We start from the raw sequence: 22,490 nt of genomic DNA, 5'->3' as shown, positions 1-22,490 counted from the left end.
TCGCGAGCAGGCTCGCTCCTACAGGGGGCGGTGATTTCCGGATTTTTTCAGGAACCGATGAACATGCCTTCTGCAGAGAGCACCCTCAAGCACGACGGTACAAGACGTCCGGCGAGCGCTGATGCACAATCAGCGGCGTTTCCTCACCACCGGACCCCGCTTATGGACAAGTTGCTGGCATTGAAGATGTTTGTTGAAACCGTGCGCTGCGGGGGCTATTCCTCGGCGGCGCGCAAGCTCGGGATCTCGACGTCTTCGGTGACACGGCAAGTGGCGGGGCTGGAGAACGAGTTGGGCGCAAGCCTGCTCAATCGCACCACGCGCAACACCAGCGTCACCGTTGCCGGCCAGACCTATTTCGAAAAAGCCGTGGCGATTCTCGATGCCATCGACGAAGCCGATGCGGTGGTCGCCGATCGTGGCAGCGAAGCGCAAGGCCGCTTGCGCATCAGCGTGCCGGTGGAGTTTGGCCGCCGATTGATCGCGCCGCACCTGAGCCGCTTGCTCGAACGCCATCCGGGGCTGGAGATCAGCCTCTCGCTGAGTGATCAGGTCAGCGATTTGCTCAGCGAGCAGATCGACGTTTCAGTGCGGCTCGGCTCGACGGTGGTCAGCGAAGACATCGTCAGCAAACGCGTCGGGCAGTTCCAGCGCTGGGTCGTCGCCAGCCCGGATTACCTGGCGCGCAGCGCGGTGCTCGAGCATCCACGGGATCTGCTCGAGCCCCAATGCCTGCGTTTCGATTACGGCGGCAGCCATCACCACTGGACCTTCGAGGGTGACGAAGAGCCGATTCAACTGAACGTTCAGGGACGCCTGCAAAGCAACAACGCCGACATTCTGCGCGAAGCCGCAATCGGTGGTGGCGGGGTGACGCTGCTGGCCGACTGGCTGGTGCGCGACGACGTCGCCGCCGGGCGCCTGACGCGCTTGCTTGAGCACTACGAGGTCAATCCCGGCAGCGCCAGCAGTTGCATCAACGCGCTGTACTTGCCCACTCCCCGAGGCTCGAGCCGGATCAACGTGTTCATCGATTTTCTCGTGGAAATTCTCAAACCCGCTGCACCCGCCCCCTAGCGCTGCACACTCTGTTGCTGCAGCCGCTGCACACTGCTTGTATGCTTGCGCCCCGGAACACTTGGCCGCCGTGAGTGCCGACGTTCGAATGATGGCTGGAATGGATCCCGGACTTCCTTAAGGTACAGACGTGAAGCGTGATACTCGCCTTGTAATGCTCCTGCTGCTGGTGATTGGCTGTTCCCTGACTTCGCTGACGATCTGGAAAGTATGGTCCTCGCGTGAACGCGCGCTGGCCGAGGTTGACGTGCATGGCCTGAACCTGACCCAGGCGCTCAATACCTACACCGAAGGCATCGTCCGGCAAAGCTCGCTGCTCTTGCTCGGGCTGGTCGAACGCCTCGAAACCGAGGGCAGCGGGCCGACGCAGATCCAGCGCATCAAGACCCTGATTGACCACCAGCAGCCGCTGATGCCACAGCTCAGCGGCATTACCGTCTATGACCGCCACGGGTACTGGTTGATGTCCTCCAACCGGCCGATTCCCGAGGGTGCCAACAGCAGCGATCGCGCCTATTTCATTCATCACCGTGACAGTCCGAGCCGCGAGCCGTTCATTGGCCCGCCGATCCAGAGCCGTTCCAATCACGAATGGGTGGTGACCATCAGCCGCCGCTTCAATGACGACGATGGACAGTTCGCCGGTGTAGTGGCGGTGGCGCTAGGGGTGGAAAACTTTCTTCGCGTGTTCGGCAAGCTCGACGTTGGCCAGGACGGCGCGATCGGCCTGTCGTACACCGACGGCACGCTGTTGGTGCGCTACCCGTTCCGCGAGCAGGACATGGGCCGCAATTTCTCGTCATCGCCCATCTACGCCAAATACCTCGTCGACCGCTCGGTCGGCACGGCGTCGTACACCTCCAGCCTCGACGGTGTCGAGCGGCTGTACGCGTTCCGCAAAAGCGAAAGCCTGCCACTGATCACCACCGTGGCCCTGGGCAAGGACGAAGCGCTGGCAGCGTGGCGTATCGAAGCGGCGTTGTCGGCGGTGGTGGTGACCGGACTGCTCGGGCTGACCGGGCTGATCGGCTGGTTCCTGATCCTCGACATTCGCCGACGTACCGAAGCCGAAGAGGCGTTGCTCGACGCCCAGCAGCAGTTGCTCGCGTCCAATCGACAGCTCGAATTGCTGGCGCTGAAGGATGCGCTGACCGGCCTGGCCAACCGCCGCTGTTTCGATGAAACACTGGCCGTGGGAGCGCGGCGGGCGCAGCGGGATGGAACCTCGCTGGCCTTGCTGATGATCGATATCGACCCCTTCAAATTGTTCAACGATGCCTTGGGCCACGTCGCCGGCGATGCCTGTTTGCAAGCGGTCAGCAAGGTGCTCGAGAGCTGCGTGCGACGCCCCTCGGATCTGGTCGCGCGCTACGGTGGCGAGGAAATGGCGGTGATCATGCCGGCCACCGACAGCGCCGGCGCCACGGTGGTGGCGCAACTGGTGCTCGAGCGCTTGCAGCAGGCGAACATTGCCCATCCGGGCAGCCCGTTCGGTCGGGTCACGGTGAGTATCGGTATGGCGGTGGGCGCGGGCGCGCAGCTGGATTCGCTGCAGGAGTTGATCGAGGCCGCCGATCAGGCGCTGTATCGCGCAAAAGCGGCGGGGCGCAACGGTCTGGCCTGACACGCCCGAAAACCTGTAGGAGTGAGCCTGCTCGCGATAGCGGTGGGTCAGCTTGCACATTCATCGACTGGCCCGACGTCTTCGCGAGCAGGCTCGCTCCTACAGGGGAGGTGTGTTGGGTGCTTAGGCGGAGTAGGTCGGGTAATCGGTATACCCCTCGGCACCACCGCCATACACCGTGGCAGGATTCAATTGATTCAACGGCCAGCCCTGGGCAATCCGCGCCGGCAGGTCCGGGTTGGCCATGAATGGCCGGCCAAATGCGACGAGATCAGCAAGCCCTGACTCAAGCAATTGCGCGCCGGTTTCGGCGGTGTAGCGCCCGGCGTAAATGATCGCGCCGCTGAACGTGTCGCGCACGGCTTGGCGAAAGGTCTGCGGCATCGCTGGCGCGTTGTCCCAGTCGGCTTCGGCGATCGACAGGTAGGCGATGCCCACGTCTTCGAGAATCTTGATTGCGGCGATGTAGGTGGTGTGCGGATCTTCCTCGACCAGACCCAGATAAGTCCGCGCTTCATCGGTGGTGCTGAACAGCGGCGCAAAGCGCACACCGACCTTGTCCTTGCCGATGCATTCCGCGACGCCAGCCACCACTTCGCGCAAAAAGCGCAAGCGATTGTCCAGCGAGCCACCGTACTGATCGGTGCGCAGATTGCTGTGCGCCGAGATGAACTGATTGACCAGATAGCCATTGGCGCAGTGCAGTTCGATGCCATCGAAACCGGCTTCCATCGCGTTGCGCGCGGCCTGGATGTACAGCTGAATCAACTCCTGCACCTCATCCGTGCTCAGCGCGCGCGGAGCCGACGGCGGCACCAGTTCACCGGCACCGGGCGCGGTCTCGATGAATACGCTGACGCGGTCGGTGGCGACAGCAGATGCCGACACGGGCGCGTCGCCATTGGGCTGCAATGCGGTGTGCGAGACCCGGCCAACATGCCAGAGCTGGGCGAAGATCACGCCATCCACCGCGTGCACCGCCTCGGTGACTGTGCGCCAACCGGCGATCTGCTCCGGCGTGTGAATGCCCGGCGTCCACGCATAGCCTTGCCCGCGCGGTTCGATCTGCGTGCCTTCGGTGACCAGCAAACCGGCACCGGCGCGCTGTTGGTAGTACTCAGCCATCAGTTCGTTGGCGACATTGCCCGGCTGCGTGCTGCGCTGGCGGGTGAGGGGTGGCAGGACGATGCGGTTTTTCAGGGTATGTGCGCCCAATTTAGCAGGCGTGAAAAAAGCGTTGTTCATGGAGTCAGCCTTTGAATCTGATTAGACCAGTCGACTAGTAACTGGGCAAAAAAACAACGCCGGGCTGTACGCGCGCGGCGTTGATCGGGTTGGAGCGAGAAGGTCAGCCGAGCAGCTTCAACAGCTTTTCGGCAACCGCGGCAGAACTGGCCGGATTCTGGCCGGTGACCAGTTGCCCGTCAGTTACCACATGCACCTGCCAGTCGGCGACTTTCGAGTAGCGGCCACCGAGGCGTTGGAATTCGTCTTCGATGAGGAATGGCACCACGTCAGTCAAACCGACTGCCGCTTCTTCGGCATTGGTAAAACCGGTGACGTCGCGATCCTTGAGGAACGGCTGGCCATCAGCGCGCACGACATGCAGCAACACGCCCGGTGCGTGGCAGACGAAACCATGAGGCTTGTTGGCGCGGTCGAAGGCTTCGATCAGCGCGATCGAAGCCTTGTCTTCGGCCAGATCCCACAGTGGGCCGTGGCCGCCTGGGTAGAACACTGCATCGAAATCTTCGGCGCGGACATCAGCCAAACGGCCAGTGCTGGCCAATGCTTTTTGCGCGGCCGGATCGGCGCGGAAGCGATCGGTCTCGGCAGTCTGCGCGCCGGGCTCGTCGCTTTTCGGATCGAGCGGCGGCTGGCCGCCGGCCGGGGAAACCAGCGTGACATCGGCGCCGGCGTCCTTGAAGGCGTAATACGGTGCGGCAAATTCTTCCAGCCAGAAGCCGGTTTTCTTGCCGGTGTTGCCGAGTTGATCGTGGGAAGTCAGAACCATCAAGATTTTCATAGAGCACCCTTGGTTTGGTCAGGCATCGGCACAAGGCGAGGAATTCGCTCAGCGTCGGCACCGCATGAATTGGTGTGTCGGGGCGCAGCATAGTTTCCAATTAGACCAGTCGTCTAGTAATTTTTTCAGAAAATGTTTTTGCCTGTTGGATATGGCAAACTCCCGGTCCTGAAATCTATACGACTGGTCTATTGTCTGGAAACTTGCGCACCATGAAGCCGACCTTTGACGACACCCGCCAACACTTGCTCGACACCGGCCACCGGATGATGGCCGAGAAGGGCTTCACCAGCGTCGGCCTCAACGAGATCCTGCAGACCGCCGGCGTGCCCAAGGGCTCGTTCTATCACTACTTCAAATCCAAGGAGTTGTACGGCCAGGCGCTGCTTGAGGATTATTTCGTCGACTACCTTGCTGACATGGAACGCCGCCTGACACTGCCGGGGCTGACTGCCTTCGAGCGCTTGATGGATTACTGGCAGGGCTGGCAAAACCGCTGCACCGTCGAAGGCCACGGTGATGAATGCCTGGTGGTCAAACTCAGCGCCGAAGTCGCCGACCTGTCCGAATCGATGCGCCTGACCTTGCGCGACGGCGCCGAACGCATCGTCGCGCGCATCACCGAATGCATCGAACAGGGCCAGACCGACCAAAGCCTGCCCGAAGGCGATGCGAGGAAGTTGGCGGAGACCCTGTATCAGCTCTGGCTCGGCGCCAGTTTGCTGAACAAACTGCAGCGCACCGGCCAGTCGCTGGAGACCTCAATGGCGATGACCCGGCAGTTGCTGCGAGTCTGAGCCTCACCGCAGGCTCACTCCTACATTGTTTTGTGCCGAACCATCGATCTTCATCCAACCCCCAATCCCTGTGGGAGTGAGCCTGCTCGCGAAGACGGCGGCACATTCAACATCTTCATCGCCTGACCGAATGCATTCGCGAGCAGGCTCGCTCCCACAGGTTTTCGCGGCGAATGCAAAACCCGGCAACACACAAAACCCAATGTAGGAGCGAGCCTGCTCGCGATAGCGTCGTATCAGTCAGCGATTTATTCAACTGACCCACCGCAATCGCGAGCAGGCTCGCTCCTACACTGTTTTGTGCCGAACCATCGATCTTCATTCAATCCCCAATCCCTGTGGGAGTGAGCCTGCTCGCGATAGCGTCGTATCAGTCAGCGATTTATTCAACTGACCCACCGCAATCGCGAGCAGGCTCGCTCCTACATTGTTTTGTGCTGAACCATCGATCTTCATTCAATCCCCAGTCCCTGTGGGAGCGAGCCTGCTCGCGAAGAGGGCGGCACATTCAACATCTTCATCGCCTGACCGAATGCATTCGCGAGCAGGCTCGCTCCCACAGGGGACCTGCGTTGCTTGTTGAGTTGGGGATCTGCAGGCCATTCAACACTCACTCAGGTCTGCTGTCCTTGTCAGGCAATTGTTCAAACCACGGCGCATACGGTGTATTGGTCACCTTGAAACGGTTGTAATCCGGGCTGCCGTCATCCCACCACACTGGACCGCGCTCACCCAGGGCGACTTTCGCCTGGTTCACGCGCGCTCTGGCTGACTTCAACGCCTGTGCATCGTCCGCACGCTTCGCTTCTTTGACCGCACGCCGCGCCGCCATGAGATCTGCGACCAGCGTCTCGCGTTCGGCAGGTGCCAGTGCTGGATTGCTGCAGCGCCACAGTTGCTGCTTGACCACAAAATAGCGACCGTCGGGGGTGGTGGGGTGCATAGGCGATGGCCTCGGGTGATCCGTTTTCAGACCGGGTAAGACAACTCGCCGATGAGTTTATCCAGCGTAATCGGATAATCGCGCACCCGTACTCCGCAAGCGTTATAGATCGCGTTGGCGATGGCCGCAGCCGCGCCGCTGATACCCAGCTCGCCAACGCCTTTGGCTTTCAATGGGGTGGCATACGGATCGACTTCGTCGAGAAAGATCACCTCCTGGTGGGGAATGTCGGCGTGCACCGGCACCTCATAGCCGGCCAGATCGTGATTGACGAAAAAGCCCATGCGATGATCCACCGCCAGCTCTTCCATCAATGCCGCGCCTGCACCCATGGTCATGCCGCCGATGATCTGGCTGCGCGCGGTTTTCGGGTTGAGGATGCGCCCGGCGGCGCACACGGCCAGTTGCCGACGCAGGCGAATTTCGCCGGTCGCCGCATTGACCGCGACCTCGGCGAAATGCGCGCCGAAGGTCTGCTGGGCGAAGCGCTGGGCGAGGTCGCCGTATTCCATGCGGTCCTCGCCAGTCAGCTCGCCCTTGGCGGCAGCTTGCGACAGGGCAACGTGCTGCGAGCCTGCGCGAATCTGCCCCTCCACAAACTCCGCTTGCTGAGGATCGATCCCGACGGCGCGAGCAGCGGCCTCGCGCAATTTCAGGCACGCGGCATACACGCCGGCAGTGGAGGAGGCCGCGCCCCACTGGCCGCCGGAGCCTGACGATTCCGGAAACCGCGAATCGCCCAAATGCACCACGACACGTTCCAGCGGTACGCCCATCATTTCCGCGGCGGTCTGGGCAATGATGGTGTAACTGCCGGTGCCGATGTCGGTCATGTCGGTTTCGACGGTGATGATGCCTTGGCGATCAAGGCGCACGCGCGCCGCCGATGCGGTGGTCGGTGCGCCGCGAATTGCCGAGGCCAGGCCGATGCCGATCAGCCAGCCGCCCTCGCGTCGCTGACCGGGTTGAGGGTTGCGCTGCTGCCAGCTAAAGCGCTCGGCGCCAGTGTTCAGACACTCCACGAGTTGCCGTTTGGAAAACGACCGCGACGGCTGCTCCGGATCGACCTGCGTGTCGTTGAGGACGCGCAGCTCCAGCGGATCCATCTGCAGCTTTTCTGCCAGTTCATCCATGGCGATTTCCAGCGCCATCATCCCCGGCGCCTCACCCGGCGCGCGCATCGCCGAACCCTCGGCGAGATCGAGCACGGCCAGGTTCAAACGAGTCATGCGATTGGCCCCGGCATAAAGCAATCGCGTTGACGCGGTAGCCGCTTCGGTGCGTCCGCCGCGCAGGTTGCCCGACCAGCTCTCGTGGCCGATCGCCGTGATCATGCCGTCACGGTTGGCACCGATGCGTATGCGCTGAATCGTCGCCGGGCGGTGAGTCAGGTTGTTGAACATCAGCGGACGCGGCAATGCGACCTTCACCGCACGCCCGGCATGTCGGGCCGCCAGCGACGCCAGTACCGCGTCGCAGAGAATCGTGCCCTTACCGCCGAAACCGCCGCCGATATACGGCGAGACCAGGCGTACATCTTCCTTGGCAATCCCGAGGGTTTTCGCCAGATCGCGCACGCCCCAGTTGATCTGCTGAATCGATGTCCACAAGGTCAACTGCTTGCCGTTCCAGCGGGCGATGGTCGCGTGCGGTTCCATCATCGCGTGGGCCTGATCGGGTGTGCTGTAGTGCTGGTCAACCTGCAGGGGCGCGGCGTTGAAGGCGCCTTCGAAGTCACCGACGCTGGTCTGCGGCGGCGGGCCAAAACCGGCCGGGGGCGCTGGGGGCGCTGAGTCTTTCGCCGCCGCCAGATCAAACGAACCCGGTTCGGCCACATAGCGAATATCGAGCAACCCAGCCGCAGCGCGCGCCTCCTCAAAGGTGTTCGCGACGACAATTGCCACGGCCTGGTGATAGTGATCGACCTGCGGCCCGGCCAAGGCCCGAGCTACGTAAAACTCGCCTTTGGCCAACGGTCCGGCGTTCTCATAAGTGACGATGGCGATCACCCCGGACGCCTCGCTCGCTCGGGCTGAATCAATCGAGGCGATGCGCCCCTTGCCGATACCGGCGCCGACGATATAGCCGTAAGCGGCGTCCGGCACCGCTGCGTGCTGTTCGTAGGCGTAAGTGGCGGTGCCGGTGGTTTTCAGCTTGCCGTCGATGCGGTCGGCAGGTTGGCCGATCACCTTCAACTGGTCGATGGGATTGGTACCGGCCGGGGTGTCGAATTTCATAGGCGAATTCCTTTCAGTCGGGCCGGCGGCAAATTCACAGCGCCGCGCAGCCATCGGTTGACGTCGGATCTCAACGAGCCTAGGCCATCGACGCGCAACTGATAATGAGTGGTTTCAGGATGAAGTAATGAATCCTGCTCACCAATCCTGACCAACATGACAAATAGGAATAAGTTTCAATTACCAATACGACGGTATACCATGCGCGGCGTTTTCATTGGCGGTTTTGCCCTTCGTTCTGGCCTATTCGTAAAGGTTTTCACCTCATGCGTCGAACTCTGCTTTCCATTTGTGTGCTGCAGGCGTTGTCTTCTTCCTCGTGGGCTGAGCCAGCCGAACCGACTTCTTCCACGCTCGAGCTGGAAGCCACCGACGTGGTCGGCACAGCGGATTACGAAAGGGCAGACGGCCCGGTACACGGCTATCGCGCCACCCGTTCGGCCAGCGCCACGCGCACCGACACCTCGATTCATGAAACCCCGCAGTCGATCAGCGTAGTGACCAAAGACGCCGTAGAAGACCTCGGCGCCACCCGTTTGCAGGACGCGCTGGATTACGCCGGCGGGGTCGGGCGGGCGAATAATTTTGGCGGCCAGGGCCTGACCACGTTTACCGTGCGCGGCTTTACTACCGGTGAGTTCTACCGCAACGGTTTCCCGATCAACCGTGGCTACCCGAACATGCCCGACGCCAACACCATCGAGCGGCTGGAAGTGCTGCGCGGCCCGGCGACCATGCTGTATGGCCGTGGCGATCCGGGCGGTACCTTCAACGTGGTATCGAAACAGCCGTTGCCCGAACGCACGGTCACCTTGGGCAGCCAGTTGAATGACCAGGGCATGAAGCGCGGCACCCTCGATGCTTCCGGGCCGCTCGATGAAGAAGGTCGCCTGGCCTATCGCTTGAATGTGGTGGGCGAGGGCGGCGACACCTTCCGCGATCATGTCGAGACCGAGCGCTACGGCATCACGCCAGTGCTGAGCTGGCAGGCGACCGACGCGACCAAGCTGATCTTCGAAGGCGACTTCATGCGCAACAACGCGCCACTCGATCGTGGCGTGACGCGCTATCCGGCGCAGATCGGTACCGCCTCGCGCGACACGTTCTTCGGCGAGAAAGACGTCGGCAAACTGCACAACGACAACAACATGGCGCAGCTGCGTTTCGAGCACATGCTCAACGACGACTGGACCCTGGGCGGTGGTTTCCAGTGGCTCGACGGCTCGCTCAAGGGCGACGCGATCGAAGCCAACGGCATTGCCGCTGACGGCCGTACGCTGGGACGCAATTTCAACTACCGCAAGCTGGAATGGACCGACAAGGACACCCAGCTGAACCTCACCGGCCACTTCGACACCGGCGGTCTGCAGCACACCTTGCTCACTGGCATCGAGTATGAAGATTACGACTACAAGTCGATCATCCAGCGCTCCAGCGGCGCCGTCAGTGCCTACCCGATCGACATCTTCAATCCGGTTTACGGCCAGCCGCGCCCGGCGCTGACCCGCACGCCGACCCACGACAAAGAAAACCTCAAGACCTACGCCGCGTTCGTGCAGGATCAGGTGGCGCTGACCGACAAACTGAAAGTGCTGGCCGGCGCGCGTTTCGAGCGTTTCGAGCACGACTACGAAACCTACGTGCCGGGCGGCAAGAGCTGGCAGGCCAGCGACAACGCCGTCACTCCGCGCATCGGCGTGACCTACGACCTGAGCGAAACCCTGGCGGTGTACGCCAACACCGCGCGCTCGTTCAAGCCCAACACGGGTGCCAGTCGTGAGGGTGGCGGCTTCGCCCCGGAGAAAGGCAAGTCCTATGAGGTGGGCGTGAAATGGGAAGCGCTGGATCAGCAGTTGAGCGTCGACGCAGCGATCTACCAGATCGAAAAACGCAACGTGCTGACCACCGACCCGGTGGATTCCACCTTCAGCGTTGCCGCCGGTGAAGTGCGCAGCCGTGGTTTCGACGTCAACGTCACCGGCAATCTCACCCCCGAGTGGCGAGTGGTCGGCGGTTACGCTTACGTCGACGCCGAGGTGACCAAGGACAACACGCTGCGCTCCGGCACGCGCCTGCTGAACATCCCGAAGAACAGCTTCAGCCTGCTCAACATGTACGAGTTCCAGGACGGCACGCTCAAAGGCCTTGGCTTGGGCACCGGCCTGAAATACGTCGACGAGCGTGCCGGGCAGACCGCCAACACTGCGTTCTCCATGGGCAGTTACACCGTGGTCGACCTGCTGAGCTTCTACAAAGTCAACGACAAGGTGCGGCTCAATCTCGATGTGAAAAACATCTTTGATCGCGACTACGAAGAAGGCGCCTTCGGCAACGTCTACGCCTATCCGGGCGCGCCGAGAACCGTGCAGGTGGGGATTTCCTACACGCTGTAATCCGCCGCAGCGGTGGCCTCCGACCCATGGTGGCCTGAGAGTGGCATGTCGAGATCAGGCATCGGCATGCCGCACTCAGGCTAGTTGGGCGGCGGTCTGGCCACGTAAGGTGAAGCATCATTTCGTCGGCAAAGCGTCTGCGTCGCTGCTTTCGCCTGAGTCGGCTCAAGGAAATGATGATCGCCTGACGCTCAGTCAGTGGCCCAAACGTCGATCATGAGAACAATAAGAACCCATGAACAGCCTGAACCCCAAGGACTCCAACGGTCAGTTGGCGCAAGGTTTCAAACCGCGCCACGTCACCATGCTTTCGATTGCCGGCATCATCGGCGCAGGACTTTTCGTTGGCTCAGGCCACGCCATCGCCGCCGCCGGTCCAGCGGTGCTGCTCGCTTATCTGTTCTCCGGTCTATTGGTCGTGCTGGTGATGCGCATGCTCGGCGAAATGGCCGTGGCGCATCCCGACACCGGCTCGTTTTCCACCTACGCCGATCAGGCCATCGGCCGCTGGGCCGGGTTCACCATCGGCTGGCTCTACTGGTGGTTCTGGGTGCTGGTGATTCCCATCGAAGCGCTGGCCGCGGGGCACGTACTCAATCAATGGTTTCCCCAGGTCGACGCGTGGTTGTTCGCCTTGCTGTCGATCGTGCTGCTGGTGATCACCAACCTGTTCAGCGTGTCGAAATACGGCGAGTTCGAATTCTGGTTCGCCATGGCCAAGGTCATCGCGATCATCGGTTTCATCGGCCTGGGCTTTGCGGTGCTGATGGGCTGGATTCCCGCGCGCGAAGCCAGCGGCTTGAGCACGCTGATGGCCGAGCACGGCGGCTTCGCGCCGAACGGCATGTCAGCGGTGGTCGGCGCTTTCATCACTATCATGTTCAGTTTCATTGGCACCGAAGCGGTGACCATTGCCGCTGCGGAGTCGAACAACCCGGCGCAGAACATCGCCAAGGCGACCCGTTCGGTAATCTGGCGCATCGGCATCTTCTATCTGCTGTCGATCTTCGTGGTGATTTCCGTGGTGCCGTGGAACGACCCGCAACTCGCCTCGGTCGGGTCCTATCAGCGCGCACTGGAGCTGATGAACATTCCCAACGCCAAATTCCTCGTCGACGTGGTCGTGCTGATCGCGGTCGCCAGTTGCATGAACTCGTCGATCTACATCTCTTCGCGCATGCTCTATTCGCTGGGCCGACGCGGCGATGCACCGCCGGCATTGAAAGTGACCTCGGCCGCCGGTGTGCCACGCGCGGCGGTCATCGCCAGCACCGTGATCGGCGCGGGCGTGACGTTGCTCAGCTACTTCATGCCGGCCGGGTTGTTCCAGTTCCTGCTTGCCAGCTCCGGCGCGATTGCCTTGCTGGTGTATCTGGTGATCGCCATTTCGCAGTTGCGCATGCGCCGCCGACTGGAACGGGAAAAGATCGAAATGACCTTGCGCATGTGGCTGTTTCCGTGGCTCACCTGGCTGGTCATCGCTTTCATCTGCGCGGCTTTGGCAGTGATGATGATCACCCCTGAACATCGCATGGAAGTGAGCTCGACGATTGGCCTGGCGCTGCTGATCTCGTTCATCGGATTGGCCACCAGCCGCCAGCATCGGCCGGCAGGCAGGGTGGCGGCTGCGAGCAAAGCCTAGGCAAACAGCGCCTTGAGCCCACGGAAAAACCAGCCGTTCGGGCTCGAGGGCAGATGCTCGCGTTGATTGAATGAGCCAGTTATCGCGCAGGCTTCACCAGCGAGCGAGCCCATCAATTGCGGCAGCAAGAAGCTGCGCTCGCACTCGCTGGCTGACAGTCCGGTTTTCTCCTGCGGCCAAACAACGGTGGTTTCGGCAAACGGGTTCATGGCACACCTACTCAAAATTCAAACGTCCAGCACCAGGGTGTCGCTGCCCTGCGCCGGGGCGGCGCAGCAGATCAGCACTTCGTCGTCCGCCAGGCGCATGGCCGGCGGGCTGAGGTAATGCACCTGGCCGCTGCTCAGGCGGGTTTTGCAAGTGCCGCACGAACCGCCGCGGCAGCTGAATTCCGGATTCAGGCCACGTGCCTCGGCCAGTTCCAGCAAGCTGCCGCTGCCCGGTTCCCAGCGCGCTTCCTTGCCGGACGTGGCGAACAACACCTTGACCGGCTCTTCAGCGACCGGCACTTGCGGCGGCGCCGGGGTGCTGATTTCGACATCGCGGATCAGCGTCGACGGGCCGAACGTTTCGGCGTGGATGCGATCATCGGGAATGCGCATCTTGCGCAGGCCGTCGTACAGCGCCTGGGTGAAGCTGCCCGGGCCACACAGATAGAAATCGTAGTCATCCAGCGGCAGCAGGCTTTTCAGCAAGGCGATGTCGATGCGCCCGGCATGGTCGTAGCCCTGCGCTGTAGCCTGCAGCGGCGGCTGGCTGACCACCCGCAGCACTTTGACCTTGTCGCCGGCACGCGCAGCCAAAGCATCGATTTCTTCGCGAAAGGCCAGATCCTCGACGGTGCGACTGCTTTGCACCACCCAGGTCGGGCGCATGCGGCTGATGCGTTTGCCCTGATAGACCACTTCGCGCAGCATCGACAGCAATGGCGTCCCCCCGACCCCGGCGGCGAGCAGCACCAGCGGGCGCCGTTCCGTGGCGTCGACGGTGAAGTCGCCTTGCGGGGCGCGGGCTTCGATCAAATCCAGTGCTTGAACCCGGTCGTGCAAGTGTGAAGAAACCGAGCCATCGCGTTTGACGCTGATGCGCAAGAACTCGTCCGACGGTGCGCTGGACACGCTGTAGGTGCGGATCGACGCGGCGTCCTGGCCGTCGAGCAAGACCTTGATCGGCAAGTGCTGGCCTGGTTCGAAGCGCGGCAGGCCGAAGCCGTCGTTGGCTTGCAGGTAAAAGGAGCGGATCTGCGGACTCTCATCGACCACCCGCGTGACGTGCAGCGCACGCCACTGATTGCGCAGCGCCTCAGCCTGCAAACGCTCGCGGGTCTGTTCCCAGCTGCCGGTCATCTGCGAATTGGGCGAATCGCCTTCCGGTTGTTCGGCCCAACGCAGCGGCAACGCGGCCTGACGGTAAACGATGCGCTGCGGCTTGAAACGCCACAGACGCTCGGCACCCTGGAACGCAGCGATCTGCGGATCGTCGAGCAGCACTTCGGCGCTGCCGGTCATCTGCAATAGATCGCCGCTTTCGAAATCGATGAAGGTCAGTCCGGCTCGCGGATTGAGCAGAATGTTGCCCAAGGTGTTGAAGAACAGATTGCCGGAGAAATCCGGGATGGTCAGCGTGCCGTCCTCGTCCATACGCACGAAACCGGATTTGCCGCCGCGATGGGACACATCGACCTGACGCTCACCATCGCGCACCACATAAGTAGCTACGTAGAACGAATCGGCGGCGGTGATCATGTCGCGCACCAGCGGTTCGCTGACAGGCAGGTCGAGCGCGGTGTCGGTGGTTTCGTCGACGAAGGCGTAATGGCGCAGGTTGATGTAGCGCGGGCAATTGCCGTAAGCCTGGGTCACGCCGATCTCGAGGCTGTTGTCATCGCGGCGGCTGATGTTGCCGTTCATGCGATTGCGCCGGCGAGTGTGCAACTCGATGCCGAGCATGCCGATCGCATCGCCGGGCTGCAGGCCTTGATTGGCCGGGTCGTTGGGCTGGGCGTCGAGTCTGATCTTCAACACCTGCGGCGAAGGCGAATCCATGAACCCCGGTTGACCGGTGCGCAGCGTTGCCCACGGATCGCCCTGGCTGTCGACGGCGCCGAGCACGACGAAGGGCAGTTGCGCATAGAACTCGCGGTGCTGGTCCGGCATCCAGTCGCGGGCCAGTTGTCGCTGGCCGACACCGACCATCATCTCCAGCGCGCCGACGGCACGTTGCAGGGTCAGCTCACCTTCATGCCAGGGCGAGGGCTGCGGTTTCGACGCTGTGTCCATTTCGATTCTCCTCAGTGCAGACGGGCCGGTGAGCCGCCAGGGGCTGAAGCTCAAGTGGGCTCATGTTCGCTCTCGGCCGGTTGCGAGGGAATGGCCAGAAACTGCAATCCACTGTTTCAGTCGGTGAAATGATCCCTACGTGCGTCCAAGGACGAGGGGGATTATTTCACTGGCTGAAATGCTCGATTGTATTGAGTGAGGATTCCGCGATTTACGGCAGGGGAGCAGGATGAGCCCATCGACACGATCAGCGGGTCGACCTCGAATAATTCAGGAGCACGTCATGTCTCAGTCAGCCGTCAAACTGTACCGCCATCCGTTGTCCGGCCATTCGCATCGCGTCGAGTTGATGCTGTCCCTGCTGGACGTTCCGACCGAACTGGTGTTCGTCGACCTGATGAAGGGCGCGCACAAAACGCCTGAATTTCTTGCCCTCAACCGTTTCGGCCAGGTGCCGGTGATTGACGACAACGGCACGGTGCTCGCTGATTCCAACGGCATTCTCGTCTACCTCGCCGGCAAATATGGCAACGGGCAATGGCTGCCGAGCGACCCGGTCGAGCAAGCCAAAGTGCAGCGCTGGTTATCGGTGGCTGCCGGCCAGATCAGCTCCGGCCCGGCCACGGCGCGCTTGATCACTGTGTTCGGTGCCGGTTACGACGCGGCTGATGCGATCAAACGTTCCCATGCTTTGTTGCAAGTGATGGAAGACGAACTGGCCAACAGCGCATTCCTCGCCGGTGACAAGGCAACCGTTGCCGATGTGGCTGCCTACACTTATGTCGCCCACGCACCGGAAGGCAATGTCTCGCTCGAGGATTACCCGAATGTGCGGGCCTGGCTGGAACGGGTTGAGGCGCTGCCGAAATTCGTCGGCATGCAGCGCACTGCGGTAGGCCTGCAAAGCGCTTGATATCAGCACACGCCAAACCCCTGTGGGAGCGAGCCTGCTCGCGAAGGCTTTCTGTCAGTCAACATCAGAGTTGAATGACACACCGCTTTCGCGAGCAGGCTCGCTCCCACATGATTTCACTGTGTTTTCGAGGTTTTCTACAGGTTCCCGCCTATGGATCGTTTTCAGGAAATGCGCATGTTCCTGGCCGTGGCCGAGGAGGGTGGCTTCGCGGCTGCGGCCCGGCGTTTGAATACCTCGCCACCCAGCGTCACCCGTGCGATTGCTGCGCTGGAGCAACGCATCGGCACGCGCCTGTTGTCGCGCACCACGCGCAGCCTGCACCTGACCGAAGCCGGGCATCGTTATCTGGATGATTGCCGACGGATTCTTTGCGATATCGACGAAGCCGAAGAGGCGGCCGCAGGCAGTTATCGGGTGCCGTGCGGGCATTTGAGCGTGACTGCGTCGGTGTTGTTTGGCGAGTTGTTCATCGCGCCGTTGCTGGCGCAATACGTCGATGCGTTTCCTTCCGTACATCTGAAGGCCTTGCTGGTTGATCGGGTGGTGAACATGGCCGAGGAGGGCATCGATGTCGCTGTGCGCATCGGTCATCTGCACGAAAACAATCAGCATGCGATCAAGGTCGGCGAGGTCCGCCAGGTCATCTGCGGCACGCCCGATTACTTCGCCCGTTATGGTCGGCCGCAACATCCGAACGAGTTGAGCCGCGCCAATATCGTCATGTCGTCTGCCAGTCATTTGCTCAGCGATTGGCAATTCACCCATGCCGATGGCCCATTGAGTTTTCGCTTCGAACCGCGTCTGGTGGTCACCGCAAATCAGGCGGCGATCAACATTGCCAGTTCCGGCTGGGGCATTACCCGGGTGCTGTCTTATCAAGTCGCCAGCCAGGTCGCGGCCGGTGAACTGGAGTTGGTGCTGGAGGGCTTTGAGCCGCCGGCGTTACCTGTGCAACTGGTCTATCTGAAACATCCGCGCGTACCGGCGAAGGTACGCACGTTTGTCGATTTTCTCAGCGAACGCCTTCAGCATCACCCGGCGCTGAAAGCCGTGAACAGGGTTCACGGCTGACGCTGCAAGGTTCGATCACTTCGCCTTAGCGGCGGTTTCGATCAGGCTGGCGACGGCTTTCGGGTTGGACACCATCACCACGTGCGAGGCGCCTTTGACCACGACGGTCTGCTTGGCGTGTGCCCGCTCGGCCATGAACGCCAGGGCCTGCGCCGGGATGTTCTTGTCCTGGTCACCGTAGACAAAGTACGACGGCACGGTTTTCCATGCAGGCTCGGTGGCGGCTTCGTTGAGCGCGGCGACGGTGACCGGGCGCTGTGTGGCGGCCATCAACTTCGCATCGGCCTGGGACACATCGGCTGCGAACTGATCGTGGAATTTGTCTTGCTGGATGTACAAATCCTTGCCGCCATCGGCCAGGGCAACCGGGGCCGACAGGGTCGGGCCAAGGGTGCTGCCGGGGAAACGCCCGGACAACTCGGCAGCGGTTTCACCCTTTTCCGGCGCGAACGCAGCGACGTACACCAGCGCTTTGACATTGGCATTGCCATAAGCGGCTTCGCTGATAACCGGGCCACCGTAGGAGTGGCCGACCAGCACCACCGGAGTTTTCACGCTGGCCAGCACATCAGCCACCGATTGCGCATCACCCTTGACCGAACGCAGCGGGTTGGCGGCGGCGATCACCGGGTAGCCATCCTTCTCGAGAATCTTGACCACGCCGTTCCAGCTGCTCGAATCGGCGAAGGCACCGTGCACCAGCACCACGGTAGGTTTGACCGGCGCGGCGAATGCGGCTGTGGCGCCGAACATGGCGGCGGTGAGGGCGAGGGTTGCGAAGACTTTGTTCATGGTGATGTCCTGTCGTTTGGTTAGGGTAGGAATGGAAGCGACAGGGGTATTTAGCGCGCTAAATGTATCAGTTCTGTGTGCGCATGGCCGAACTTCGCATGCGTGTGTATCCGGGTTGGCGAAAGCTACATGCTGATACAAACCGGTCGATCCTTCAGATCGCGCGGCGGATCTTGCCCGGGGCCTCGCCGTAGATTTCCTTGAATTTCTTGCTGAACGCCGCTTGCGACTGATAGCCGACCTGCACGGCAATGTCGTTCAGGCCCAGGTGCGAATGGCTGAGCAGACTGAATGCGAGTTCCATGCGCAACTGGGTCAGCATCACCCACGGCGACACGCCAGCGACCCGGGCAAATGTACGCATGAAGGTTGCGCGGGACATGTTAGCGGTGTCGGCCATGGCCTCGATGGTCCATTCGTGCGCCGGGTCGGCCAATATCGCCTGACAGGTCCGACCAAGGCGCTGGTCGCCAAGCAGCGCCAGGGTACTTTTGTCGTGATCGGCCCGGGCCAGATGCGCACGCAGGATAAAGGTGAACAAGGCCTGGGACAGCGAGTCGAGAAGAAATCGTGCGCCCGGTTGCTCGCTGTCGGCTTCGCTGCGCAACAGCGCGACCAGGGCTGTCAGCGGCGCATCCACCGGCAAGCCATCGTTGGCAATCAACAGGTAGTCGGGGAGGGCAGCGAACAGCATCGACGCGCGGTTGTAATGAAAGCCACCGCAGAGCATGTCCAGATCGGCGCTCGCGCCACCCAGCCGATAGATTGGCAACACCCCGCCGGGAATCAGCGTTGGCGCCATCGGCGCTACGTTTTTACCGGTGCTGTGCAGCACATGTGGCGTGCCCCGTGGCAGCAAAAGAATATCGCCGGCGCGCATCGCCAGGCGTTGTCCGCTCGCCAGCTCAACCCGGCATTCACCTTCGAGGACGATGTGATAGGGCGCCTTGCCCAAGGCTTCCTGTTGGTGATCACGTGCCCAGTCGCCCTGAAACTGGCAACGCAGATCCAGGCCGCCGCGCACGTTGGCCAGGCTGATGAGTTTATCGAGCGAGTTCATTGGCACGCATCACGATGGAATCCGCAAAGTTGAGACGATTGAGCAAGACGTTGAGCATGACCGACAAAAGCGCGATTCGATAGCACCGCAGACTGACTCCACTTTCAATGATCTGGAGAAGTCGCATGTTCACCTCAATCAACGCCGGACTACAACAGCTCGGCAAACTCGATCGCCTCGGCATTCCGCTGATGCGCGTGGCCATCGCCATCGTGTTCCTGTGGATCGGTGCATTGAAATTCGTGCCGTACGAAGCCGACAGCATCACGCCCTTCGTCGCCAACAGCCCGGTGATGTCGTTCTTCTACGAACACCCTCAGGACTACAAGGCGCACCTGAGCCACGAGGGCGAGCTGAACGCCGACAAGCGCGCCTGGCAGACCGCGAACAACACCTACGGTTTTTCCACCGGGCTCGGCGTGGTGGAAATCCTCATCGGTCTGCTGGTCCTGTCCAATCCGCTTTCCCGACGTACCGGCCTGCTCGGCGGCGCTCTGGCATTCGCTACGCCGCTGGTGACCCTGAGCTTTCTGGTCACCACACCTGAAGCCTGGGTCGCTGCGCTGGGCGATGGTGAGCATGGCTTTCCCTATCTGTCCGGCGCCGGGCGCCTGGTGCTCAAAGACGTCCTGATGCTCGCCGGAGCGCTGCCGGTAATGGCCGATTCCGCACGCCAATTGCTGACTGAACGTCAGGCCTGAATTCCCCCATCCTTTATAGAGAGACAACTCCATGAAAACGCTTTTCGCTTTGACCCTGGCCATCGTCGCCGGCAACGTGTTCGCCGCCACCGAACCTGCACAAACCGGCGTGCCACTGGATATCGCCAAAACCATCAGCATCACCGACACCAGCGCCGCCTGCGGAATCGTCCCGGTGGAGGTCGTCTATGAAGACAGTCACGGTCAGCGGCATGTCGCCACGTACACCGTGCTGGGCAATGGCTGCGGTGGCGATTAGCTCAGGTTTGCCCCAGCACTGTAGCGGACTCGATTTTGGCAGTCCGCTGCAGCGTTTCCGGAACACCGATCAACAGCAGCAGGAACGCCGCCGCTGCAACCCCGGCGAGGGTGAGGAATGCCGCGCTGTAACCGGCAGCCTCGACGACGAACCCGGCCAGTCCATTGCTCAACGCTGCCCCCAGACCAAACGCGGTGGTCAGTGCGCCGAGGCTGACATTGAAATGTCCGGAGCCGAGGGTGAGATCCTTGACCATCACCGGGAACAGCGCCCCGAAAAGCCCGGCGCCAATACCGTCGAGCAACTGCACGGCGACCAGCCAGTAGGGATCATTCGAGAAGGTGTAGAGCAACCCGCGCAGCGGCAGGATCAGAAAACCCGCCAGCAACAACGGTTTGCGCCCCCAGACGTCGGCTTTCGCACCGGCCAGTAGCGCCATCGGCACCATGACCAGTTGCGCGGCGACGATGCATGCCGACGTCAGCGGCGTGGCCATGTGCAGGTTGGCTTGCGCGAGTTTCTGGCTCACCAGCGGCAGCATCGCCGCATTGGCCAGGTGGAACAGCGCGCAGCACAGGGCAAACATCAGCAGCGGTCGATTGCTCAGCAGCACCTTGAACCCGGACGGCTGATGGCTTTGATCGCCAGGCTGCAGCCCCCGCGCCACATCATGATCGATCGCCTCGGCCGAGACGAACAGCACGGCAACCACGCTGGCCAGCGCCATGACCGCCATCAAATAAAACACCGCCACCGGACCGAACAGATACGCAAACAAACCGGCCAATAACGCCGCGCACGCGTTGCCGGCGTGGTTGAACGTCTCGTTGCGGCCAGTGCGCCGGGTAAATGCCCGGGGGCCGGTAATGCCCAGCGTGATCGCGGAAATCGCCGGGGCGAAAATCGACGCAGCCGCTGCACTCAAGGCTTGGGTCAACGCCACCAGAGTGAATGAAGAAATGAACGGCAGGACCAGACAACTCGCGGTCACCAGCAGCGCGGCGATGATGATCAACGCACGTTTCGCGCGGCTGCTGTCAACCAGTGCTCCGGCGGGTGTTTGCGTGATCAGTGCAGCGATACCGGCGAGGGTCATGACCACACCGATGCTGGCCGGGTCCCAGTGGTGCACGGCGAGCAAGTAAATGGCGAGGTACGGCCCGAGGCCGTCGCGAACATCCGCGAGGAAGAAATTCAGACTGTCCAGCGAGCGGTTGTTGCGGCGATCGAGATGGCTGATCACGACGGCAGTCTCTTGAAAGTGAGGTCTGCGTAAATGTATCAACCTCGGCAAAGCTAATGACCGAAGCGGCAGGAGATTAGTTGCAGGACAGCGGAGCAGTTGCTGCTCCGCAGAGGCTCACTGATCAGGGGTTTGCAGTACCTCGATCCACAATGCACCTTTGCCCGATGCCGCTTCGCCGACACGCTTCAGGGCGCCATCCTTGCTCACCGCGTAAGTACCGACCTTGGCGCTTTTCTCGCCCGTGACCAGCAGCCAGCGGCCATCGGGCGAGAAGGCGATGTTGCGCGGTTGCTGTTCCTGCACCGGGTAGTTGTCGAGGAAGGCCAGTCGGCCTGTTGCCGGATCCACGGAAAACGCCGAGACGCTGCTACTGGTACGTTCACTCATCAGCAGCAGCTTTCCGTCCGGCGACATGCGCAGGTCAGCGGCCCAGATGCGCGGGGTCGGGTCGTCTTTCAGATCGTTGTTGCGCGCATCACGGATTTCGCCGTGGGCCAGTTTCAAACGCTCGGGAATGCCATTGGCTGCAGCGATTCGGGTCAGCGCGCCGCTGCTTTGGTCGATTGAAAACGCGGTCACGGTGCCACTCATTTCGCCCACGACGTAAAGGAATTTGCCGTCCGGCGAGAATGCCAGGTGGCGAGGGCCGGTTTTCTCCGGGACGCTGACCGAACCACTGCCAATCGGGCTGAGCTCACCGGTCTGGGCATTCAGGCGATATTGCAGAACCTTATCGGTGCCCAGGTTGCCGGCGTAGGCAAAGCGATTGCTCGGCTCGGTGCGAATCGAATGCGCATGCAGGCCGGTCGGGTAGCGCAGGATGCTGGCGGAAGGTTGTTGATCCTCGCCGATCTTCTGAACGCTGAGGGTGTCGGCGCCGTAAGACGCCGCGAGCAGGTAGCGACCTTTTCGGTCGGTCGACAGGTAGGCCATGCTCTCTGCCAGAGGCGCCTGGGTAAACTTTGTCAAATGACCGCTTTGGGGATCGATCCGGTAGCCCAGAACCTGAAAAGGTTTGACCCGCAAGGCTGCGAACAGCACCTTGCCATCCGGGGTGAGGGCCATTGGATTGACTTGGTCACCGGCCTGGATCTGTTCGATCAGGGTGAGCGCGCCGTTGTCCGGCTCGAGGCGGTATTGCGAGATCAGACCGTCACCGGGACTTGAGATGTAAGCGTAGGTCGCGGCATTGGCAGTCACGCTAAGGGTTGAGGCAAGCGCAGCGATCAAGAGGGTTCTTTTCATCATTTCCAGCCTTATTGTTTTTGTGATCAGTCATCCTATGAGTGATTGCCAGGGGCATCAATGTCTATTTGGCCGATATGTGCTCTGATCGCACCTCTGTCACAGCGCCGATTCAGCTGGCATGGATCGGTGAAAATGATCGGGGATGGCAATGCCTCGGCAGACATGAAACATTTCTACAT

At 61.5% G+C, this 22,490-nt stretch carries 19 protein-coding genes; 9 read left to right on the top strand and 10 right to left on the bottom strand.

Features of this window, described 5'->3' with window-relative positions; genetic code table 11:
• Positions 1-162 precede the first annotated feature (162 nt).
• Together AEQ63_RS07070 and AEQ63_RS07065 are read left to right on the top strand one after the other, a co-directional pair.
• Complete coding sequence (locus tag AEQ63_RS07070) at positions 163-1,077, top strand: LysR family transcriptional regulator (RefSeq protein ID WP_064362436.1); 915 nt, start codon at positions 163-165, stop codon at positions 1,075-1,077.
• A 130-nt stretch (positions 1,078-1,207) separates the two neighbouring features.
• The gene (locus AEQ63_RS07065) at positions 1,208-2,701 is read left to right on the top strand and encodes a sensor domain-containing diguanylate cyclase (protein WP_064362434.1); all 1,494 of its coding nucleotides are present in this window, start codon (positions 1,208-1,210) and stop codon (positions 2,699-2,701) included.
• 123 nt (positions 2,702-2,824) lie between these two features.
• Here the strand turns inward: AEQ63_RS07065 and AEQ63_RS07060 are convergent, their stop codons facing one another.
• Positions 2,825-3,946, bottom strand: a complete 1,122-nt coding sequence (locus tag AEQ63_RS07060; protein WP_064362432.1) for an alkene reductase — start codon at positions 3,944-3,946, stop codon at positions 2,825-2,827.
• Between the two features lie 103 nt (positions 3,947-4,049).
• Positions 4,050-4,727, bottom strand: a complete 678-nt coding sequence (locus tag AEQ63_RS07055) for a type 1 glutamine amidotransferase domain-containing protein (RefSeq protein WP_064362430.1) — start codon at positions 4,725-4,727, stop codon at positions 4,050-4,052.
• Positions 4,728-4,939: 212 nt separating this feature from the next.
• Between AEQ63_RS07055 and AEQ63_RS07050 the strand changes: the two genes are divergently transcribed.
• Positions 4,940-5,524, top strand: coding sequence for a TetR/AcrR family transcriptional regulator (locus AEQ63_RS07050; protein WP_042610004.1), 585 nt, complete (start codon positions 4,940-4,942; stop codon positions 5,522-5,524).
• Between the two features lie 610 nt (positions 5,525-6,134).
• Here the strand turns inward: AEQ63_RS07050 and AEQ63_RS07045 are convergent.
• Positions 6,135-6,467 carry a hypothetical protein gene (locus tag AEQ63_RS07045; RefSeq protein WP_064362429.1) on the bottom strand — a complete coding sequence of 111 codons (333 nt, stop codon included), beginning with the start codon at positions 6,465-6,467 and terminating at the stop codon, positions 6,135-6,137.
• A gap of 26 nt (positions 6,468-6,493) precedes the next feature.
• On the bottom strand, positions 6,494-8,704 hold the full coding sequence (gene paoC, locus AEQ63_RS07040; RefSeq protein ID WP_064362427.1) for an aldehyde oxidoreductase molybdenum-binding subunit PaoC: 2,211 nt from the start codon (positions 8,702-8,704) through the stop codon (positions 6,494-6,496).
• A 266-nt stretch (positions 8,705-8,970) separates the two neighbouring features.
• Between paoC and AEQ63_RS07035 the strand changes: the two genes are divergently transcribed.
• Positions 8,971-11,097 carry a TonB-dependent siderophore receptor gene (locus tag AEQ63_RS07035; RefSeq protein ID WP_064362424.1) on the top strand — a complete coding sequence of 709 codons (2,127 nt, stop codon included), beginning with the start codon at positions 8,971-8,973 and terminating at the stop codon, positions 11,095-11,097.
• 235 nt (positions 11,098-11,332) lie between these two features.
• Positions 11,333-12,739, top strand: coding sequence for a GABA permease (gene gabP, locus AEQ63_RS07030; protein WP_064362423.1), 1,407 nt, complete (start codon positions 11,333-11,335; stop codon positions 12,737-12,739).
• On the opposite strand, the gene AEQ63_RS07025 is transcribed toward gabP, so the two are convergent.
• Both AEQ63_RS07025 and AEQ63_RS07020 read right to left on the bottom strand, forming a co-directional pair.
• The gene (locus AEQ63_RS07025; RefSeq protein WP_064362422.1) at positions 12,736-12,948 is read right to left on the bottom strand and encodes a hypothetical protein; all 213 of its coding nucleotides are present in this window, start codon (positions 12,946-12,948) and stop codon (positions 12,736-12,738) included. The genes gabP and AEQ63_RS07025 overlap by 4 nt on opposite strands.
• Positions 12,949-12,966: 18 nt before the next feature.
• Positions 12,967-15,018, bottom strand: a complete 2,052-nt coding sequence (locus AEQ63_RS07020; protein WP_064362420.1) for a 2Fe-2S iron-sulfur cluster-binding protein — start codon at positions 15,016-15,018, stop codon at positions 12,967-12,969.
• A 283-nt stretch (positions 15,019-15,301) separates the two neighbouring features.
• On the opposite strand from AEQ63_RS07020, the gene AEQ63_RS07015 reads away from it, so the two are divergent.
• On the top strand, positions 15,302-15,931 hold the full coding sequence (locus AEQ63_RS07015) for a glutathione S-transferase family protein (protein WP_042609997.1): 630 nt from the start codon (positions 15,302-15,304) through the stop codon (positions 15,929-15,931).
• A 153-nt stretch (positions 15,932-16,084) separates the two neighbouring features.
• Positions 16,085-17,005 carry a LysR family transcriptional regulator gene (locus AEQ63_RS07010; protein WP_064362418.1) on the top strand — a complete coding sequence of 307 codons (921 nt, stop codon included), beginning with the start codon at positions 16,085-16,087 and terminating at the stop codon, positions 17,003-17,005.
• A gap of 15 nt (positions 17,006-17,020) precedes the next feature.
• On the opposite strand, the gene AEQ63_RS07005 is transcribed toward AEQ63_RS07010, so the two are convergent.
• Both AEQ63_RS07005 and AEQ63_RS07000 read right to left on the bottom strand, forming a co-directional pair.
• Complete coding sequence (locus tag AEQ63_RS07005) at positions 17,021-17,797, bottom strand: alpha/beta fold hydrolase (RefSeq protein WP_064362416.1); 777 nt, start codon at positions 17,795-17,797, stop codon at positions 17,021-17,023.
• A 154-nt stretch (positions 17,798-17,951) separates the two neighbouring features.
• Entirely contained in the window at positions 17,952-18,857 is a 906-nt protein-coding gene (locus tag AEQ63_RS07000; protein ID WP_064362413.1) for an AraC family transcriptional regulator, read from the bottom strand.
• Between the two features lie 125 nt (positions 18,858-18,982).
• Here AEQ63_RS07000 and rclC point away from each other — a divergent pair, with 125 nt between their 5' ends.
• Both rclC and AEQ63_RS06990 read left to right on the top strand, forming a co-directional pair.
• Positions 18,983-19,558 (top strand): reactive chlorine resistance membrane protein RclC, encoded by a 576-nt coding sequence (gene rclC, locus AEQ63_RS06995; RefSeq protein WP_064362412.1) that lies wholly within the window; start codon positions 18,983-18,985, stop codon positions 19,556-19,558.
• 31 nt (positions 19,559-19,589) lie between these two features.
• Positions 19,590-19,817 (top strand): DUF2790 domain-containing protein, encoded by a 228-nt coding sequence (locus tag AEQ63_RS06990; protein ID WP_042609992.1) that lies wholly within the window; start codon positions 19,590-19,592, stop codon positions 19,815-19,817.
• A 1-nt stretch (position 19,818) separates the two neighbouring features.
• On the opposite strand, the gene AEQ63_RS06985 is transcribed toward AEQ63_RS06990, so the two are convergent.
• A complete protein-coding gene (locus AEQ63_RS06985; RefSeq protein WP_064362410.1) occupies positions 19,819-21,060 on the bottom strand; it encodes an MFS transporter in 1,242 nt (413 codons plus the stop codon).
• Between the two features lie 117 nt (positions 21,061-21,177).
• A complete protein-coding gene (locus tag AEQ63_RS06980; protein WP_064362409.1) occupies positions 21,178-22,311 on the bottom strand; it encodes a lactonase family protein in 1,134 nt (377 codons plus the stop codon).
• Positions 22,312-22,490 lie beyond the last annotated feature (179 nt).

Source organism: Pseudomonas sp. RIT-PI-o, from assembly GCF_001297215.1.
GTDB classification, from domain to species: Bacteria; Pseudomonadota; Gammaproteobacteria; order Pseudomonadales; family Pseudomonadaceae; genus Aquipseudomonas; species Aquipseudomonas moraviensis_A.
The sequence above is the reverse complement of the archived record's forward strand: the minus strand, read 5'-3'. Positions and strand labels throughout refer to the sequence as shown.

Excerpts from the sequence above, each read along its gene's own strand:
- AEQ63_RS07070 (WP_064362436.1), top strand. The coding sequence starts at position 163 with ATGGACAAGTTGCTGGCATTGAAGATGTTTGTTGAAACCGTGCGCTGC.
- AEQ63_RS07060 (WP_064362432.1), bottom strand. The coding sequence starts at position 3,946 with ATGAACAACGCTTTTTTCACGCCTGCTAAATTGGGCGCACATACCCTG.
- AEQ63_RS07055 (WP_064362430.1), bottom strand. The coding sequence starts at position 4,727 with ATGAAAATCTTGATGGTTCTGACTTCCCACGATCAACTCGGCAACACC.
- AEQ63_RS07050 (WP_042610004.1), top strand. The coding sequence starts at position 4,940 with ATGAAGCCGACCTTTGACGACACCCGCCAACACTTGCTCGACACCGGC.
- AEQ63_RS07045 (WP_064362429.1), bottom strand. The coding sequence starts at position 6,467 with ATGCACCCCACCACCCCCGACGGTCGCTATTTTGTGGTCAAGCAGCAA.
- paoC (WP_064362427.1), bottom strand. The coding sequence starts at position 8,704 with ATGAAATTCGACACCCCGGCCGGTACCAATCCCATCGACCAGTTGAAG.
- AEQ63_RS07035 (WP_064362424.1), top strand. The coding sequence starts at position 8,971 with ATGCGTCGAACTCTGCTTTCCATTTGTGTGCTGCAGGCGTTGTCTTCT.
- gabP (WP_064362423.1), top strand. The coding sequence starts at position 11,333 with ATGAACAGCCTGAACCCCAAGGACTCCAACGGTCAGTTGGCGCAAGGT.
- AEQ63_RS07025 (WP_064362422.1), bottom strand. The coding sequence starts at position 12,948 with ATGAACCCGTTTGCCGAAACCACCGTTGTTTGGCCGCAGGAGAAAACC.
- AEQ63_RS07020 (WP_064362420.1), bottom strand. The coding sequence starts at position 15,018 with ATGGACACAGCGTCGAAACCGCAGCCCTCGCCCTGGCATGAAGGTGAG.
- AEQ63_RS07015 (WP_042609997.1), top strand. The coding sequence starts at position 15,302 with ATGTCTCAGTCAGCCGTCAAACTGTACCGCCATCCGTTGTCCGGCCAT.
- AEQ63_RS07010 (WP_064362418.1), top strand. The coding sequence starts at position 16,085 with ATGGATCGTTTTCAGGAAATGCGCATGTTCCTGGCCGTGGCCGAGGAG.
- AEQ63_RS07005 (WP_064362416.1), bottom strand. The coding sequence starts at position 17,797 with ATGAACAAAGTCTTCGCAACCCTCGCCCTCACCGCCGCCATGTTCGGC.
- AEQ63_RS07000 (WP_064362413.1), bottom strand. The coding sequence starts at position 18,857 with ATGAACTCGCTCGATAAACTCATCAGCCTGGCCAACGTGCGCGGCGGC.
- rclC (WP_064362412.1), top strand. The coding sequence starts at position 18,983 with ATGTTCACCTCAATCAACGCCGGACTACAACAGCTCGGCAAACTCGAT.
- AEQ63_RS06990 (WP_042609992.1), top strand. The coding sequence starts at position 19,590 with ATGAAAACGCTTTTCGCTTTGACCCTGGCCATCGTCGCCGGCAACGTG.
- AEQ63_RS06980 (WP_064362409.1), bottom strand. The coding sequence starts at position 22,311 with ATGATGAAAAGAACCCTCTTGATCGCTGCGCTTGCCTCAACCCTTAGC.